The sequence below is a fragment of the Sphaerisporangium sp. NPDC005288 genome, from assembly GCF_040607475.1.
Classification (GTDB): Bacteria; Actinomycetota; Actinomycetes; order Streptosporangiales; family Streptosporangiaceae; genus Sphaerisporangium; species Sphaerisporangium rhizosphaerae.
This window is the reverse complement of sequence record NZ_JBEXGT010000049.1, coordinates 15,116-31,015: the sequence shown is the minus strand read 5'-3', so window position 1 is coordinate 31,015 and position 15,900 is coordinate 15,116. Positions and strand designations below refer to the sequence as shown.

Sequence of the window (15,900 nt, the reverse complement as noted above, 5' to 3'; positions counted from 1 at the left end):
GGTGGGACTTGAACCCACGACCTACGGATTATGAGTCGATCGGCCGTCTCGTGAACGGCGCTGCCTGTGAGCTGGTGCTGAGTACCAGGCGGACGCCTTCACACTCGTAGATCATCCCGCGCATATCCCGCGGTCGCTGTGGCTGGCTCCTGGCGGCGGGCGAAGAGGACGCGGGCCGTCGACTCCCTCGGCCTGCATCCTTCTGGGGTGCGCCACGATTCCCCTGCCCCCGATAGCTGCCAACTCCGGGACTGTCAGGCGGGTTCTGTCAAGGATGGCTTCGCGTGTCCGTCGACCGGTGACCTTCCGCCCCGATCGGTTGTCCTGCCGGCACAGCCGTCCTTGACAGGTTCCGCCTGCCCCGGACAATCGGGCAGCGGGTGCAGGGCTACGGCGAGAACGCGGCGGCGTGCCGGCGGTCGGCGAGATGGTCGCGTATGGCGCGGCGCCCGCTACGGCGATGCCCCGCGGGGCGCCCGCGCCGTGACCGGCCCCCAGGCCGCACGCGCGGCGCGGGGACGCCGGAGCGGGGCGTACGGCGGCGCGGCGCGCCGCCGCTTGATACCTATAAGCACAATTCTGCAACAGATCAAGTGTGCGCAGTCACGTGTTGAAATTGTACTCGGAAGCCACTTGTCACGGTCGAGGTTCGTTGGCCAATACGCTGAGGTCTATCTCAAACGCTAGCGTGCCAGTCGTCATGCCCACGGTTACCGCCCAGCGCTCAGGATGGTGCAACATCTGTGCGGCTGCCAACGCGAGGGGATGCCCGCCACCTAAGTCGATGGTATCAACGAGAGACAACTTAAGGGCATCCATTATCAATATAGCGCCGCTCTGAAGCAGGATTAGCCAATGGCGATCATTGAAGTGGACATGCTCCAAAAGCGCGAAACCCAGAGACGTGCGTTGGACAGTCCGATGTTCTTCCCATTCGTTTTCATCCTCACCCATCTTTATAAGGGTTATCTGTGACAGCCCCACGTAGACTAGCCAATCAGTGTTACTGGCGCGAAACGCACTGGCATCGGAAATCTCATCTTCTATATATGGATTCTGCTCTATATACTTCTCCGCCTCACTCGCCAACGCGGGGATGAGGGCGCGACCCCGCGAATCAAAAACCTGTACCCTGCGGCTCCGAGAAATCTCGGTTACCGCAACTACTGCTGGGCTGAAGTCGGCCCCCAATCTCGCTGCATGCAATAGTCTGATATCCCCAGATAATCCAATCCGGGAGATTGCCCGCCAAGTAGATGGCGACCCCGGAGAGTATTCACCCAGGATCAGTAAGTCATCTTGGGCAAGAGCGATCAAGCTGTTGGATACAACAACAAGTAACAACCAATCGGATAGCGATTCGCTCACTCGCACGTCTTCAATAAAAGTACCCCCATCTCGACCCCCCTTACGGTAAGCCCTAATAGGCTGCCCTTTTAAGAACTGAATGTCGTCAACCGTTCCAACATGAGGGCTTTTGATCGATCCACCTACTGGTTCTATTCGCATTCGACCGTGTACGTCGACCATGGCGATCGATTCATGATTGTACGGATTGATGTTGATTGTCCACGCTTCAAACCGGTTCCTCAGTTCGGTTTGCTCGTTTCTAATATCGATAGGCCACAGCCTTACGGTGCCATCGTCTGAAGAGCTCACGACATAATTACGACCTTCTATCACTAAAGAAGATAAATCTCGGATAGATTCGTCATGGCCGCGAAGCGTCAGCTCGTTCCCCGATACTTTCCAAGGAAGAACGCGTATAACCTCATTGTCACTTGCGAGAAGCATCTCTACCTGGTTCAGCTCGAACGAGACGACAGCATTGCCGTCGCCGGGAATGTTGAACCTATTGTTCACGGGAACGCCGAAATCTAGATTCCATTCCCGTATGTAGTTTTGAGTGGCAACAAGTACAGATTGTCCTTGGTCCGGAGGAGAAGGGGTCACGAAAACGCTCTTAATGCTTTCTTGTATATCGAGTCCATATCCTGGATCTTGGCGGAGCTCTGGGAGCATATAAACTTCGACGCGACCATCCCGTTGACCTACAAGAGCGAACAACCCTCTGCGGCCGAAGAAGGATATATCAGAGATTTGCGTCCGGAGTTCCTTTCGGCGTTCCTCGACGCGCCGGCCGGACCTTCTCCGTTGGAATAACAAAGTGCCAGCAGTCGATCCGGCGAGTATACGGAGATCTCCCTTGGTCGGCAGTGCTCCCGACAACGCACTAACAACTCCCGCAATTTTGGCAGCCTTATCGACACGTAGGCCACTCCGAGATATTTTGATTACCCATATTATTCCCCCTTCGGTCCCAACGAGAAAATTCGGCGTTCGAGATGCGTCAACTACGTGTAAAGCAGTTACGGCGGAGTCGAGCTTCCTCTCAAATCGAGTAGTCTGTGTAATCGGATCGATGATACGAATATATCCATTGTCATCGCCGGCGACAATCAGATACTCATCGTCCAGCAAAACTGTCGAAAGCCGCGCGACGAATTCGCCGCGAAGTAGCACTTCATGCTCGCTGACAGATTGCCATTCCCCCCAATAGCAGCGCCACCAGTGCTTAAGCGTATGCTCCTCTAATGCAGGCACTTCGTATTGATGACTGGCTAGACCGAGATACGCAGAGCGCTTGGCTTGGCTGGACGCGAGATCTAGAGTGTGGGCTTTCGCAGCGAGAGCTACTCTTGCGTTGATTGCGTCACTCGTCAGAGCTACGTCAGCTCTTGCACTATCCCGGAGTACGCCTCGGGCATTGCAGAGCGACAGAAGCCTAGGATTAGTAAGTAAATGATCGAGGCGTTCTGCACTTAAGGCATGCCCCGAAAGGTGCTCTCTAAGGTACGCAATAATTTCGGCATCTTCTACGGCCAAGCAGTATTCGGCGAGAAAATCGTAAACTATATGCTGCCCGCCAAGGCTTTGGAGGACATCCACTAGCGCTTGATGGTAGAGGCGGTAGCGCCTGTGCCTGTCGTCATCGATGCTCTCGATCAAGAATGCTGCTGCGGAGTTAAGTAGCCATTTAAGATCTTCTTTGCTGTATTGAGATCCGGTAAGGCGCTCAGTTACTAGCAGCCAAAGATCGCTGACTGGAAATCCGCTTCCGCGCGCGTAGGCGAGCCCAGTCAGCAAATCCGTAGCACGTTGTCGATCTTCACCGAATCTTGCTAGATAATCAGAAAGAGCGTCCGCCACTGTACTGGGAAACTTCTTTTGTGCTAGGCGATGCTCTGTCGTTACAGGGTCGTCTAGTAGTGACCTAGCGACCAACTGTGCGACAAGGAAATTCGGATATGCGGCCGCAGCCACTTCTTTGGCGAGAGTAGCCGCATATTTAGGGCGGTCCTCATAAGGATTTACCGCACCATCGCTAGCCCGGCCGAGTAGTCGGGCTTCCACGTAGTTTTGTAATTCCTTCCTATCAATGTAGGGGGGTTTGTCGACAGTGAGCACATGTCGACGTGATCCTAGGGCCTCTACGAGTTTCTCATTCTCGCTTCCGGGAATACCTGACCGACAAGACACTATGAGGGTGAGACGGAGTTCTCCAGCGTAGTAGCCGAGTTGCTTCACTAGTTCTCGGGCTAGGCGGTCACGAGTATTTGGGTCGGCCGCCTCGTCCAGCCCGTCTAGGATCAGCGCCAAAGGACGGGTGGTCCTCCTGTGATTTTTCGCGATTGCTTGCTGTAGCTGATCAAAAGTCTCGACTTTATACCCCAGAGCGCGGCCTATCTCGTCGAGTACTTCGAGGAAGTTCTTCTGTCGTAGGTATATCGCCACTACGTCGACATGTTCTAGGGTCCGCTCATAGCTGTTTCGCTGTGCGTGCTTAGCGAGGCGTCTATCTCCTAGCACGGGGAGTCGTGCAAGAATGGCCGATTTTCCCGACCCGGGGCCTCCCGTTACACAGTAGAGCCTTCTGCTTATCGCAGCCCCACTAAAAAAGTTAGCCGTCAACTCTCTGTAGATAGTCTCACGGCCGGTAAAATACCAACCACTTTCAGCGCTGCTACTTACTCCGCGCGCTCGTGGTATCCAGTGCTCTCGCGCATCGATACTTCGCTCAAAAGAGGTAGGAGCGTAGTTCGCTATAACTGGACACGACTTAACCATCTCTGCCATTGGTATGAAGAAGCCGCCTCTGGCGTCAAGCACTTGATCACGTGCGACTACCATGCCGACGACGGCCTCAACGCTCTGATCCCACACGGCGGTGCCGGAGAAGCCCGGACTAATTGTTCGTCCCAGGCCGGCTCTTCCTTCGAGACGCACCCATGTGCCGCCGGGGCCCTCATAGCCCCGGATCGCTCCATCGCATGAAACTAGATATAGATCATCTTCTGGAAGACCATACGCCTTGAAAAGGTGTCCCTCGTGATTGCTTATGTCTGCAAGTGGAGCTGGTTCGGCGGTATCTGGAAGAGCGTCCAGAATTTCTAGAATGGAGAGGTCCCCGCGCCCGTAAGGATCCTTTGGCCTCCACCATTCTGACATTACACGCGCACGCCCGACGGCACCCGGTGAAAGTGGCCAGCCAATGTGAACGACGATTTCTCGACCATTGGTAAGCGCGTCCTGTGCGTCCTCCACAAGTCGTTCTACTACGTGCGCGCAAGTAACCAAGCGATTCTCGCTGAGTATGATCGCCATTCCAGCCGTCGTGCCGCTCGGCCACTGCACTTGAGCTAGATATTGCAGTGGAGCACGTGCCTCGGTACTCATCTTTAAGCTGGGGTGTTTTTCCAGACCATTTTTACGACACAGCTAGCTTCACTTGAGCCTGATGCCACGAGGACTGCCGCACTGGCGGTGAATTTCAGCCCGAGGGTCAATTCGACTTCGTCTGGCGCGGTCCTGACTTTCGCGGTCTCATCGAGTATCGCTTGTGCTGCCGGGCGTATCACGCTGATCGCCTCATTGAAGCTCACCTTCGCACTCATTACAGCTTTGTCTCGAAGGGCGACACGCTCTGGGCCAAGGACCTGTTCGTCTACCTCGACGAAGATCTGAGAGCCAGCTGTCTCGAACGCGATCAAGGCTCTACGAGTCATGCAACTTCCTCCAGTGGGTGAGTCATGACACCTATCAGACGGCTTGGTCTTGCGTCTACAGAAGTGGGACCGTTCCCATCGCGAGGCTCTGTCGGGGTAGCCGTAGACGTGGAGCTGACAGCGGCCCGTGGACTGAAGCGGAGTGCGTGAGCATCCGGGGTTATTACGGTCTGACCAATAGCACCATTTCAGATGACCTTAAGTAACGCTCGGCATTCCGCTGCTTGCCAGGTCGTAGATGTCGCCGTGTACCTGAGTGATGCTGGGCGGTAGCTTCGGGGGGTGGCTACGAATGAAGAGCGGTCGCGGTGGATCGTGCATGGTGAGCGGTTGGTGTATGACAACCGGTGGATCCGGCTCGGGCTCGTGGATGTGGAGATCCCGGACGGGGAGCGGTTCGAGCACCATGCGGTGCATCTGGACCGGGCGGCTATCGCGGTGGTGCTCGATGATCAGGACCGGGTGCTGTTGATGTGGCGGCATCGGTTCCTGTTCGACCGGTGGGGCTGGGAGTTGCCCGGTGGGCTCATCGAGGTCGGTGAGGATGCCTCGGCCACGGCTCTTCGGGAGATCGAGGAGGAGACCGGGTATCGGGCCAAGGAGATCGAGCACCTGGTCACGTATCAGCCGGCGGCGGGCATGGTCGACTCCGAGCATGTCGTGTTCTTGGCGCGCGGGGTCGAACTGGTCGGGAGTCCGACAGGGGAGATCGAGGCGGATCTCATCGAGTGGGTTCCGCTGTCGGAGGTGCCGGCGATGATCGCTCGTGGTGATATCTGGACGTCGGGGACGTTGGTAGGTGTGTACGCGGCGCGTGAGCGGCTCAGTTCAGGGCGAGCTTGACGGCGCGGACGAGTTCGTCGATGCGTTTGCGCTGTCGGCTGGATCCGGTCATCGTGGCGAGTTGCTGAGCTCGTTGGATGTGGCCTTGCGCTGCTTGGGGCTCGCCCAGGGCGAGTAGGGCATGTCCCAGGTCGCAGCGCAGGGCCGATTCGGCGCGGTTGTAGGTCCCGTCCATGCCTGCGAGGGCTGAGCGCAGATCTTCGACCGTGCCGGGGTCGCCGAATCTGACGAGGCAGTTGCCTCGCCAGCGCGCGAGGTGGTGGGCGTCGATGGACAGATAGGGCATGTCCGGGTCGCCGGGTCCGTCCGGTAGGAGTGCGGCGGCCTGGGCGAGGGCGTGTCGGCATGTGGCCTCGTCGCCGAGTATCGCGGCTGCTTCGGCCTCTGCGGCGGCAAGCCACGTTCGTAACCGGGCCGGGATGCGGTCGCGGTGGGTGGTGTGGATGTACTGGAGGAGTTCGGTCGCCTGGGCCGGTTGGCCGAGGTCCATGAGGACGTATGCCTGTTCGGCGGAGACGTAGGCGAGGATGGCCGGCTCGTCGGCCCCGCGTGCGGCGGCTTTGGCGTTCTCGTAGTGGTTCCAGGCGTCGTTGAGCGCGCCGGTGTTGATGGCCTGCCAGCCGGCCAGGGATGCGGTTTCCGCGAGGATGCGGGCGAGTTGGGCGCGGATGCCGGGGCGTACGGCGTGCCGGTGCGCACGCTCGATCTGGGCCATCTGGGCGCGCATCTTGTCGGCGATGGCCGCGCTGCCGAGGCGGCGATCCAGTAGGCGCAGGTTGTTGGTGTCGGTGTTGAGGATCATCACCATGGTGGTGTCGACGGTGGCGGCGGCTTCGAGCTGGGTGCGCAACTCGTCGGCTTGCTCTTGGTGCTCATCGCCGTGGTTGCCGGTGGGTGAGGCGGTGTCGAGCGGGGCCAGACCGAAGAGCATGCGGGCATGGTCGGGCAGGCCCAAGCCGGTGGCGATGCGTTCGAACACCTCAAGGTCGGTGACCTGACGCAGGCCGCGGATGTGCTGGCTGATGCGGCCTTGGGCGATGCCGGTTGCGGTGCTGATGCGTACCTGGCTGGCGCCGGCGTACTTGACAGCGATGTTGAACAGTCCCGCCACGTCGCGATTTTTCAGGATGTCGCGGGTTTCTGCGCGGTCCCATACCCATGCGGGGATGTGGATGGGGTCGAAAGCGTTTCCGTGCATGTCGTCCTCCGGTCGCTGCCTCGAAGATGGTCGCGCATCGGTGGTGTTCGTGAGCCTATATCTCCCGGTGGAATATCCGCGCGGAATAGGGGCGAAAGATTCTGCGCGCCATTGTTTCGGGCATGACAACGGCAGTTAAGTGCAGCGCGTGTAACGGGCGGGGCTGGAAGATCGTCACTCGGCGCGGCCGGGTCGCGGGGGCGTTGCTGGGGATGCTTGCCGCCTCGCAGGAAGACTGTTTGTACTGCGAGGGTCCGGCGCCGCTGGTCGAGATGTTCGACTGGGAGGTCTTCATGGGACCCGAGGGCGTCGACGAGGCCGGCCCGTGTGGCACCACCTCTGGGCAGGCCAGTTCCATGGACGCGCTGCGAACGGCGCTGCGTCAGATGGACCCGCGTGTGCAGCCTCGGGGCCGCATCATGCACCGCGTGCACGAGTTCGGCGTCATGCCCGATGACTGGGCACGGCGGGTGATCTTCCGGGCGACTGTGGACCCGGCGGGGACGGTGCGGTTCAACCGGGCCGATCGGTGAGCAACCGAACGCCGTCCTGGGGCACCTCCTGCCCTGCTCCGCATCTTCCGCCGCTGCAACCTGGTAGCGATGAGCTGGCCTGGCATGCCTCGGCTCGCTTCGCCCGCGTTCGGGTGGTGGCGTGGACCTGTCACGAACATCGGGTCACCTGGTATGAGCTGTGCCAGGGCGGCGGCATGTCGTTCATCCGGCGGATGACCGCCAAGGGCGCGGCGGTGGTCGTCTCCTACAGTCACGCCTGGACCTATGTGGAGGGCGGCGCGATATGGCTGGCCCTGCTGTCAGGGCAGGCGCGATAGCCGTCCTCCGCTCGGCGGTGAGTTCCTGACAGCCTGGCACTCAGCCGGTACTGTGCTTATGCAGACAAGTGGAAGAGCGATCGGGCGGTTAACGTGAGCATGGACTTCGCCCCACCGAAGTACGCCCAGGTGATGACGGCGCTTCAACAGCGCATTCAAGATGGCGAGTACGCGCCCGGCGAGATGCTGCCCTCGGAGACGCAGCTCGTGCGAGAGTTCGGCGTCGGCCGTACGACCGTGGTCCGAGCGCTGCAAACCCTCGCCATGCAAGGGTGGATTGAACGGGAACACGGTCGCGGGTCGTTCGTGAAAGGCCGCCCCGAAAGCTCGCCCGATCGGATCCGGCCGGGCTTGATGGCGGCTGAGCAGTCCGAGACCGCTGAGAATCTGCTCGGAGTCGAGCGGCTGCCAGCGCCACGGCACATCGCGCGACTGCTGGGCGTGGGGGAGCGCACTCCCGTGATCGTCCGACGGCGCGTGGCCAGACATCAGGACAGAGTGTCAGCGGTGGAGTCCCTGTGGTTCCCTCTGGAACTCGCCCTCGGTACCGACGTCGACAAGCCCGAACCCCTGCGGCACGGGATCCGGCAGCATCTCCAGTCGGTCAAGCACGCGCGCTTTGATCACGTGATCGAACGGCTGTCCGCGAGGAAGCCGACCAAGGAGGAAGCGGAGTTGCTCGGCTCCGCCGCGCCGGTCCTCGGCGTGCTGGCCACCGTGCACGATGCCGCCGGCGCCGTGCTCCTGCTGTTGAGCGTCGCTCTGCCGGGTGACCTGCATGAGCTTGAAGACGTCTACCAGGTGAGTTAAGCCTCAGCCGTACTCGTTTGCCTTAAGCACTTGTGCGGACGAGTGCGGTAGTCTTATCGTGTAACTCAGTCGAACAAGTGGTCGACTCAATGAGTATCTACCTCGCTGAGAGGACGCCCCCAATGGCTCTGCAAGGTCCCATCCCTGTCAGCTTCGACATGGTCTTCCCGCACGGCTGCTACGTGGTCGGGGAGGTCGAGCCGGTCAAGGACTTCGACGCCTCGACCAACGGCCGGTTCGTGCAGGCGCGCGACAAGCAGACCCGCGAACTGGTCTGGCAGGTCGCGGTCATGGACGCCGACCCGACGCTCAAGCCCGCTCAGAAGACCGTGGCGGTCAAGATCCTCGCGCCGGCTCAGCCGGTCCCGCCGGCGCCGATGGCCGGGCTGCCGTTCACGCCGGTCGAGTTCGACGGCGTGTCCGTGACCCCGTACGTCAACGGGAACGGCCGGCTGGCCTACTCCATCCGGGTCCGCGAGATGCGCGGCCTGCGCCCTGCCTCGTCCAAGACCCCCAACGCTGCTAAGGAGAGCATCTGATGTCCCGTCGCAGGTCCCGCGCGACCAGCATCATCAACCTCAACACCGGTCACGGTGCCAAGGCCGGCAATCACCCTTACCCGACCCGTACCCCGGTGCTGGTCCTGGACTTCGGGGCTACCTCGGTCCTGGTCACCACGACCGCCAGCGACCAGGTGACCGCCTCGGACGTCGACTTCGCCCGGCAGCTCGCCAGCGAGGCGCACGCGTTCGCCGTCTCGGTTGAGCGGATGTTCCTCCGCTCGCCTCGCACCACGGGGGCGCGGGCATGAGCGAGCGTCCTTACACCTACATCACGGTGACCCTCGAACCCGATCGTGACCCGCGTGTCTCGGTCGCTTACCACACAGGCGCGCTGCGCATCCGCGCGGCAGTGATCGACGACGAGCGCCCCTATCTCTCCATGGAGGCAGGACGGGGCATGGTGTCGATCTCCACCACGGGGGCCGGTCCGGTTACCGACCAGGACATCACCGTGGCTCGTGAGCTGTTCGCCGCCGCTGCCCGCTACCTCGCCGACTGCGAGCGCTTGCGGGACGCGCAGACCGACCCGGCCGGCCCTTCCGAGACGGCGGCCTGATCGTGAGCGGGGCCGCTGGAAGCGGCAACTTCCGGCGGCCCCTGGGTTCTCCCCTGACTCCACATCACGAGAGGCACCAAGCTTATGTTCAAGCGACTCCCCGGGGACGAGACGCGGAATCTCGTCTCCACGACTCCTGACACCGCGGTCGTGTTCCGGCCGGCGGTCATGCAGACCCCCGCGATCATCACGCTCATCATCTTCGTGTGGCGCTGCCTGGCCGGTCTGGTCCGGCTGATCGTCGTTCACCCCATCGTCACGCTCCTGATCTCGGCCGTGGTGTCGGTATGGCGGCTGGCAGGCTGGCTGCCTCTTCTGCTGGCTTTGGTCGTGCTCTGCTCGGCGCTGGTGGGCTGGTTCACCGCTGACCGCGCCTCGTTCACGCGGTGGATCTCCTGGCGGCTGCTGGCGTTCTGGCGCCGGTTCTGGATCTACCGGCGGCACTGGCAACCGGTGATGATCGTCTCCGGGCTCGGCCGTCACCTCCGGGGCCGTGACTACCTGCCTCGTCTGGTCCAGGTCGAGTGCGACTCGTGGGCCGACCGGGTCACGGTGCGGATGCTGTCCGGGCAGGCGGTCAAGGACTGGTCCGACCGTATCGAGCACCTGGCGCACGGCTTCGGGTCGACTTCGTGCCGGGTGGGGGTCGAGCGGGCCGGACGGCTGACGCTGACCTTCCCGCGTCATGATCCGCTGATCGTGCCCATACCGGCCGTGCCGATCTCTGAGACGGCGTCGGTGGGGCCGGTCGAGATCGGCATGTGTGAGGACGGCTCCCCGTACCTACTCAAGGTTCATGGAACCCATGTCCTGATCGCGGGGGCGACCGGGGCCGGCAAGGGCTCTTACCTCTGGTCGACGGTCCGCGGCTTGCTCCCGGCGGCGGCGGACGGGCTGGTCGAGCTGTGGGCGCTGGATCCCAAGCGGATGGAACTGTCCTACGGGCGGGCGCTGTTCGGCGGCCGGTACGCCGCAACCCCCGCCGAGTGCGCCGACCTGCTCGAAGCGGCGGTGAAGGTGATGCAGGAACGCGCCGACCGGTACGCCGGGCTACGCCGCTCGCACACTCCCACCGTCGCTGACCCGTTCGTCCTGGTGCTCGTCGACGAGGTGGCGTTCCTGACCGCCTACCAATCGGACAAGGGCCTTCGCCAGCGCATCACCAGTGCCCTTGCCACCTTGACCACGCAAGGTCGCGCGGTCGGTGTCGGCGTCATGGCGGCGCTCCAGGATCCGCGCAAGGAGGTCATGAACATCCGCAACCTGTTCCCCGACAAGATCGCGCTACGGCTCGATGAGTCCGAACAGGTCGACATGGTCTTGGGCGACGGCGCCCGCGACCGGGGCGCGCTGGCCGACCAGATCTCACCCGACCCGACGCGTGGCGCCGGCATCGGCTATGTCCGCCTGGAAGCCGACCCCGATCCCGTGCGGGTCCGGGCCGCCTACGTCTCCGACTCCGACATCCGCGCCATGGTCGCCGAGTACGCCGGAGCGGGGGAGAGTCGATGACGCTGGCGCACTTCCTCGACGGGCTGCGCTGCTCGGTCTGCGGCACGCTCAACATGCTCTGGCTGGACCCGGTGCGCGGGATGGTCGAGTGCCGTGAATGCGGCCACAGCGCGTTGTGTCTCCTCGACTCCGGGGAGGCCGCGTGACCGGATCCGTGGATCGGAAGACGCCGCGGGCGGTGCGGATGGCCCAACCGCTGGCGCGGGACGTGGTCGAGGCGGTCGCCGTCCAGCATGGCGTGTGCATCCGGCCCATCCCGCTCAAGCGCATCGACACTCAGACCGGCAAGACAGAGATCATCGATGTCCCGTGCGGGGCGACCCTGGCGAGCAAGTGTCCCTCGTGCGCGAAGCGGAACCGGCACCTGCGAATGGCGCAATGCCGCGAGGGCTGGCACCTGGAAGCCGAACCGGTCATCACCCCGGACGAACCGAACGCGGATCAAGAGTGGTTGGTTGGGTTCCGGGCTGATGTGCAGGTGCAGCGTGATCAGGCCGCGGCGGCCGGCGAACCGGTTGAGCATCTGGACGCCGCCATCGCCGAGTTGGACGCCGAGATCAACGCCTCGGGCATGCGCGGCGGTGTCCTCGGCCGTACGGCACATAGGCGCAAGCGGTCGACCAGGCGGCGGCAGGATGCCCCCGACCTGCCCAAGCGGGCACGACAGAACACCACCCTGGGCCGGACCTTCACCGCCTCGGACGGCAAGGTCTACCGGCCGTCGCTGTTCGTCACACTCACCCTGCCCTCCTACGGGCGGGTGAACAACGGCGCGCCGGTCGACCCCGACACCTACGACTACCGGCGGGCCGCGAGGGACGCGCTGCACTTCTCCAAGCTGGTCGACCGGTTCGTGCAGAACCTCCGCCGCGTGGCCGGCTACGACGTGCAGTACTTCGCCAGCGTCGAACCACAAAAGCGGCTCGCTCCGCACCTGCACATGGCCGTACGCGGCACCCTGCCCCGCGCCGAGATCAAGGCCATCGCGGCGGCCACCTACCACCAAGTGTGGTGGCCCAAAGCCGACCGGGTCGTCTACGAGGGCGAACACCTGCCCGTGTGGGTCGAACACGACCAAGCCAACGCCGACGATCGGGCCGGCGACTACCTCGACCCCGCGACCGGGGAGATCCTCCCCACCTGGGATCAGGCACTCGACCAACTTGGAACGGACGAAGATGCCGAACCGCTGCACGTGCTCCGCTTCGGTACCCAGGTCGACGTTCAGGGCGTCCTGGCCGGCACCCCGGATGCCGACCAGTGCATCCGCTACCTGTCCAAGTACCTGACCAAGTCCATCGGCGACACCCTCGACCCCGACAACCCCGCACAACGCGACCACGCCGCGCGGATGGCCGAAGCACTGCGCTTCGAGCCGTGCTCGCCCACCTGCCCGAACTGGCTGCGCTACGGCGTACAACCCAAGAGCGCCAAAGCAGGCATGCGGCCGGGCGGATGCAAGGGCAAGGCACACAAGCCCGAACACCTCGGCTACGCCGGACGGCGCGTCCTGGTCTCGCGCAAGTGGTCGAACAAGACCCTGACCGAACACAAGCAAGACCGCCGCACCTGGGTCCTGGAAGCACTCGGACTCAACGGCGACCAGGCGGCCACCGACCCCGACCGCTACATCTGGCGCCCCGTACCCAACGGCGATGCCAACGTCCCCCCGCTCGCCATGCGGCTACTGCGCTCGGTCGCCGAACGCCAACGCTGGCGCACCACCATGCAACGTCTCCAGGCGGAAGCGGACGGGCAACCCACACAAGATCATTCGACAACCGGCGGGAGGGCAGCGTGAAGAAGCACGACGAGCTGATGACCGTTCCTGACATCCTCGCCGAACTGGGCGGGATCTCGGTCCGCACCTTCTACCGCTGGCGGGAGATCGGCAAGGCGCCATTGGGGTTCAAGCTGCCCAACGGTGAGATCCGGCTGTATCGCAGCGAGTTCGACGCCTGGCTTGAGTCCCTGCGGGAGGCGGCGTGAACACCAGCTATGACGTGAAGTTCTGGGACATTCGCCGCAACATGTCGAGCAAGACCGCGTCGTATGAGGTGCGGTGGAAGGTCGGCGGCCGGCAGAAGTCCAAGACCCTGCGTACCAAGGCCCTCGCCGAGAGTTTTCTGTCGGACCTGCGGCAGGCCGCTCGACGCGGTGAGGCGTTCGACCTGGAAACGGGACTGCCTGAGTCGCTGGTCAAGGCCAAGAACGCCCGTACGTGGCTGGAGTTCGCGCAGGCGTACGTGCTGACCAGATGGCCTCACGCGGCGGCCAAGTCCCGCGAGGGTATGACGGACACGATGACCGGTGTCACGCTCGCCCTGCTGCACGACCGGCCGGGCAAGCCGACTACGGCGATCATGCGCACGGTCCTCCGGAAGCACACGTTCCTGCCTGACGACCGGCGGAGCACCCTCGACCCTGAGCAGGCGGCGGCGCTGCGGTGGCTCATGGCGGCATCGCTGCCCATCGTCGAATTGGAGGACGCCAAGACCGCACGGGCCGCGCTGGAGGCGCTGTCCGTCACCCTCGACGGCACGAGGGCGGCTGACTCGACGTTCCGGCGTAAGCGGGCGGTGTTCCATCACGCGCTGGAGTACGCGGCCGAACTCGGGGATCTTTCGGCAAATCCGCTGGACCGGGTGAACTGGAAGCCCGCGAAGATCTCGGGTGAGGTAGACCGGCGTGTGGTGGTCAACCCCGCGCAGGCTCGGGAGCTCCTCGTCGCGGTGACGTACGTTGGCCGGTCGCGCGGGGCGATGCTGGCGGGCATGTTCGCCTGCATGTACTTCGCCGGTCTTCGACCTGCTGAGGCGGCGGGGCTTCGAGCGAAGGACTGTCATCTTCCGGCAACCGGGTGGGGCCTGCTGACCCTGGAACAGACGCGACCGGAGAGCCCGCGGCGGTTCTCCGACTCGGGGCAGACGCATGACGTCCGCGGGCTCAAGCAACGGCGGCGCAAGGCCATCCGGGACGTGCCGATCCCGCCCGAACTGGTGAAGATCCTTCGGGAGCACCTCGACCGGTACGGCACTGCGCCGGACGGGCGGCTGTTTCGGACCAAGACCGGCAGCGTCTTCGCCGGCACCGCGTACGGCAAGGTCTGGAAAGAAGCCCGGACGTACGCGCTGACCCCTGACCAGGTGACCTCACCGCTGGCGGGCAGGCCGTACGACCTGCGGCATGCGGCGGTCTCGCTCTGGCTCAACGTGGGCGTCCCGGCCCCGGACGTAGCCGAACGGGCGGGCCACAGCGTGGATGTGCTGCTGCGGGTCTACGCCAAGTGCATCGACGGGCAACGCGAGATCGCCAACCAGCGCATAGCCGGCGCGTTGACGGCATGAGGACGATCTACCATCGAAGGGCCACGGTCACCCCGTGGCCCTTCGTTTTTGCATGTCTGACCTGGGAGAATGACGGCAGTTTCATCCCGCATATATCCCGCGAGCACCGGCTTACGGCTGCATCTGGCGGCGTCCGCCTGCATGATCGCTCGGGACGCCTACGGTATAAGGCCAGGTCAACAAGGGTTCTCCCTGGTAGCGGAGTAGGGCGGGTGGGACTTGAACCCACGACCTACGGATTATGAGTCCGCTGCTCTGACCGGCTGAGCTACCGCCCCGCAAGCCTGGAGTCTCTCATAAGTTGGCGGTCATGTGAGCATGGGGAGTTGTTCACTTTGGCCGCGTCCTGCACAAGTTTGATAGACCGAGGACGAGGGTGGGCGGCCCCGGCGTACGGGAGCGGCCCGCCCTCGGCTCGGCGGTCGGGGAGAGGTGCAGGTGAGGGCCGCGGACGACCTCAGCGGGCGGGCGGGCCGGCCAGGGCGGGGGTGTCGAGCAGGCCGTAGCGGGCGGCCGGGGCTCCGCTCACGTAGGCCCAGTAACGATCCCCGTACGACCAGTGCCACCACTCGGTCGGATAGTTGATCAGGCCGGCCGCCGTCAGGACCGAGGCCAGCAGGCGCCGGTTGCCGGCCGCCTCCGGCGAGATGTCCGGGGAGGCGGTGTAGCACGCCCCGTCAGGGCCGGTGGGCGTGGCGTTGACCTCCGTGCCCATCGGCAGCTCGGCCCCGGCCTCGCTGCAGAGGGTCAGGTCCACGGCGGCGCCCGCCACGTGCGGCGCCACCTCGGGAGGAGAGATGTACCGGCCCGCCTCCCGGCGGAGGCGTTCGGCGCTCCAGTCGGGGTGCAGGTCCCGGAGCTCCTCGACGGACTCGGCGAAATACCGCTCCTGCAGTACCGGCGGCCGGTATCCCTCGATCACCAGGATCCTGAGCTCCGGCGGTAGCAGCGCCTGAGCCGCCACGAGCCGTTCGGCGACGCTGAGCCGCAGGTGCGCGTAGGCCCCCGCCGGATCCGCGAGCCGCTGGTCGATGAGCACCCCGTCCAACCCGCGCAGGTCGACCAGGGGCTGGCCGCATTCTTCCACCGGCAGCGCGAGGATCCGGGAGTCGGACAACAACGTGATCTGTGGCATGGGGACGACACCTCGTTCTTGGTCTGATGGCAAGAGGG

General features: G+C 63.6%; 16 protein-coding genes and 1 tRNA gene. 12 read left to right on the top strand and 5 right to left on the bottom strand.

Going from position 1 to position 15,900, the window contains the following annotated elements; translation table 11 throughout:
* Positions 1-636 precede the first annotated feature (636 nt).
* Together ABZU32_RS34190 and ABZU32_RS34185 are read right to left on the bottom strand one after the other, a co-directional pair.
* Entirely contained in the window at positions 637-4,665 is a 4,029-nt protein-coding gene (locus tag ABZU32_RS34190) for an AAA family ATPase (RefSeq protein WP_354929058.1), read from the bottom strand.
* Between the two features lie 74 nt (positions 4,666-4,739).
* Positions 4,740-5,066, bottom strand: a complete 327-nt coding sequence (locus ABZU32_RS34185) for a CU044_2847 family protein (protein WP_354928980.1) — start codon at positions 5,064-5,066, stop codon at positions 4,740-4,742.
* Positions 5,067-5,348: 282 nt separating this feature from the next.
* On the opposite strand from ABZU32_RS34185, the gene ABZU32_RS34180 reads away from it, so the two are divergent.
* On the top strand, positions 5,349-5,909 hold the full coding sequence (locus ABZU32_RS34180; RefSeq protein WP_354928977.1) for an NUDIX hydrolase: 561 nt from the start codon (positions 5,349-5,351) through the stop codon (positions 5,907-5,909).
* Here ABZU32_RS34180 and ABZU32_RS34175 read toward each other — a convergent pair.
* Entirely contained in the window at positions 5,890-7,107 is a 1,218-nt protein-coding gene (locus ABZU32_RS34175; RefSeq protein WP_354928974.1) for an XRE family transcriptional regulator, read from the bottom strand. The genes ABZU32_RS34180 and ABZU32_RS34175 overlap by 20 nt on opposite strands.
* 122 nt (positions 7,108-7,229) lie before the next feature.
* On the opposite strand from ABZU32_RS34175, the gene ABZU32_RS34170 reads away from it, so the two are divergent.
* From ABZU32_RS34170 to ABZU32_RS34120, 11 genes are all read left to right on the top strand, one after another.
* Complete coding sequence (locus tag ABZU32_RS34170) at positions 7,230-7,640, top strand: hypothetical protein (protein ID WP_354928971.1); 411 nt, start codon at positions 7,230-7,232, stop codon at positions 7,638-7,640.
* Positions 7,637-7,939, top strand: a complete 303-nt coding sequence (locus ABZU32_RS34165) for a hypothetical protein (protein ID WP_354928968.1) — start codon at positions 7,637-7,639, stop codon at positions 7,937-7,939. Before ABZU32_RS34170 ends, ABZU32_RS34165 begins: the two co-directional genes overlap by 4 nt.
* Positions 7,940-8,032: 93 nt before the next feature.
* Positions 8,033-8,749, top strand: coding sequence for a GntR family transcriptional regulator (locus ABZU32_RS34160; protein WP_354928965.1), 717 nt, complete (start codon positions 8,033-8,035; stop codon positions 8,747-8,749).
* 122 nt (positions 8,750-8,871) lie between these two features.
* Entirely contained in the window at positions 8,872-9,288 is a 417-nt protein-coding gene (locus ABZU32_RS34155; protein WP_354928962.1) for a plasmid replication, integration and excision activator, read from the top strand.
* On the top strand, positions 9,288-9,560 hold the full coding sequence (locus ABZU32_RS34150; protein ID WP_354928959.1) for a hypothetical protein: 273 nt from the start codon (positions 9,288-9,290) through the stop codon (positions 9,558-9,560). Before ABZU32_RS34155 ends, ABZU32_RS34150 begins: the two co-directional genes overlap by 1 nt.
* Positions 9,557-9,868, top strand: coding sequence for a hypothetical protein (locus tag ABZU32_RS34145; protein WP_354928956.1), 312 nt, complete (start codon positions 9,557-9,559; stop codon positions 9,866-9,868). The genes ABZU32_RS34150 and ABZU32_RS34145 overlap by 4 nt, the downstream gene beginning before the upstream one ends.
* Before the next feature lie 84 nt (positions 9,869-9,952).
* Positions 9,953-11,380: an FtsK/SpoIIIE domain-containing protein gene (locus ABZU32_RS34140; RefSeq protein ID WP_354928953.1), complete on the top strand. Its 1,428-nt coding sequence runs from the start codon at positions 9,953-9,955 to the stop codon at positions 11,378-11,380.
* Positions 11,377-11,526 carry a hypothetical protein gene (locus tag ABZU32_RS34135; protein WP_354928950.1) on the top strand — a complete coding sequence of 50 codons (150 nt, stop codon included), beginning with the start codon at positions 11,377-11,379 and terminating at the stop codon, positions 11,524-11,526. The genes ABZU32_RS34140 and ABZU32_RS34135 overlap by 4 nt, the downstream gene beginning before the upstream one ends.
* A 38-nt stretch (positions 11,527-11,564) precedes the next feature.
* The gene (locus ABZU32_RS34130) at positions 11,565-13,181 is read left to right on the top strand and encodes a replication initiator (RefSeq protein ID WP_354929055.1); all 1,617 of its coding nucleotides are present in this window, start codon (positions 11,565-11,567) and stop codon (positions 13,179-13,181) included.
* A complete protein-coding gene (locus tag ABZU32_RS34125; protein WP_354928947.1) occupies positions 13,178-13,369 on the top strand; it encodes a helix-turn-helix domain-containing protein in 192 nt (63 codons plus the stop codon). The genes ABZU32_RS34130 and ABZU32_RS34125 overlap by 4 nt, the downstream gene beginning before the upstream one ends.
* A gap of 14 nt (positions 13,370-13,383) precedes the next feature.
* The gene (locus ABZU32_RS34120) at positions 13,384-14,727 is read left to right on the top strand and encodes a tyrosine-type recombinase/integrase (protein ID WP_354928944.1); all 1,344 of its coding nucleotides are present in this window, start codon (positions 13,384-13,386) and stop codon (positions 14,725-14,727) included.
* Positions 14,728-14,931: 204 nt separating this feature from the next.
* Here ABZU32_RS34120 and ABZU32_RS34115 read toward each other — a convergent pair.
* Together ABZU32_RS34115 and ABZU32_RS34110 are read right to left on the bottom strand one after the other, a co-directional pair.
* Positions 14,932-15,005, bottom strand: a tRNA-Ile gene (locus tag ABZU32_RS34115).
* Between the two features lie 179 nt (positions 15,006-15,184).
* Positions 15,185-15,862, bottom strand: a complete 678-nt coding sequence (locus tag ABZU32_RS34110) for a M15 family metallopeptidase (RefSeq protein WP_354928941.1) — start codon at positions 15,860-15,862, stop codon at positions 15,185-15,187.
* Positions 15,863-15,900 lie beyond the last annotated feature (38 nt).

Coding starts and splice junctions, on each gene's coding strand:
- ABZU32_RS34140 (WP_354928953.1), top strand. CDS start 9,953: ATGTTCAAGCGACTCCCCGGGGACGAGACGCGGAATCTCGTCTCCACG.
- ABZU32_RS34135 (WP_354928950.1), top strand. CDS start 11,377: ATGACGCTGGCGCACTTCCTCGACGGGCTGCGCTGCTCGGTCTGCGGC.
- ABZU32_RS34175 (WP_354928974.1), bottom strand. CDS start 7,107: ATGCACGGAAACGCTTTCGACCCCATCCACATCCCCGCATGGGTATGG.
- ABZU32_RS34170 (WP_354928971.1), top strand. CDS start 7,230: ATGACAACGGCAGTTAAGTGCAGCGCGTGTAACGGGCGGGGCTGGAAG.
- ABZU32_RS34150 (WP_354928959.1), top strand. CDS start 9,288: ATGTCCCGTCGCAGGTCCCGCGCGACCAGCATCATCAACCTCAACACC.
- ABZU32_RS34110 (WP_354928941.1), bottom strand. CDS start 15,862: ATGCCACAGATCACGTTGTTGTCCGACTCCCGGATCCTCGCGCTGCCG.
- ABZU32_RS34155 (WP_354928962.1), top strand. CDS start 8,872: ATGGCTCTGCAAGGTCCCATCCCTGTCAGCTTCGACATGGTCTTCCCG.
- ABZU32_RS34145 (WP_354928956.1), top strand. CDS start 9,557: ATGAGCGAGCGTCCTTACACCTACATCACGGTGACCCTCGAACCCGAT.
- ABZU32_RS34130 (WP_354929055.1), top strand. CDS start 11,565: ATGGCCCAACCGCTGGCGCGGGACGTGGTCGAGGCGGTCGCCGTCCAG.
- ABZU32_RS34185 (WP_354928980.1), bottom strand. CDS start 5,066: ATGACTCGTAGAGCCTTGATCGCGTTCGAGACAGCTGGCTCTCAGATC.
- ABZU32_RS34190 (WP_354929058.1), bottom strand. CDS start 4,665: ATGGCGATCATACTCAGCGAGAATCGCTTGGTTACTTGCGCGCACGTA.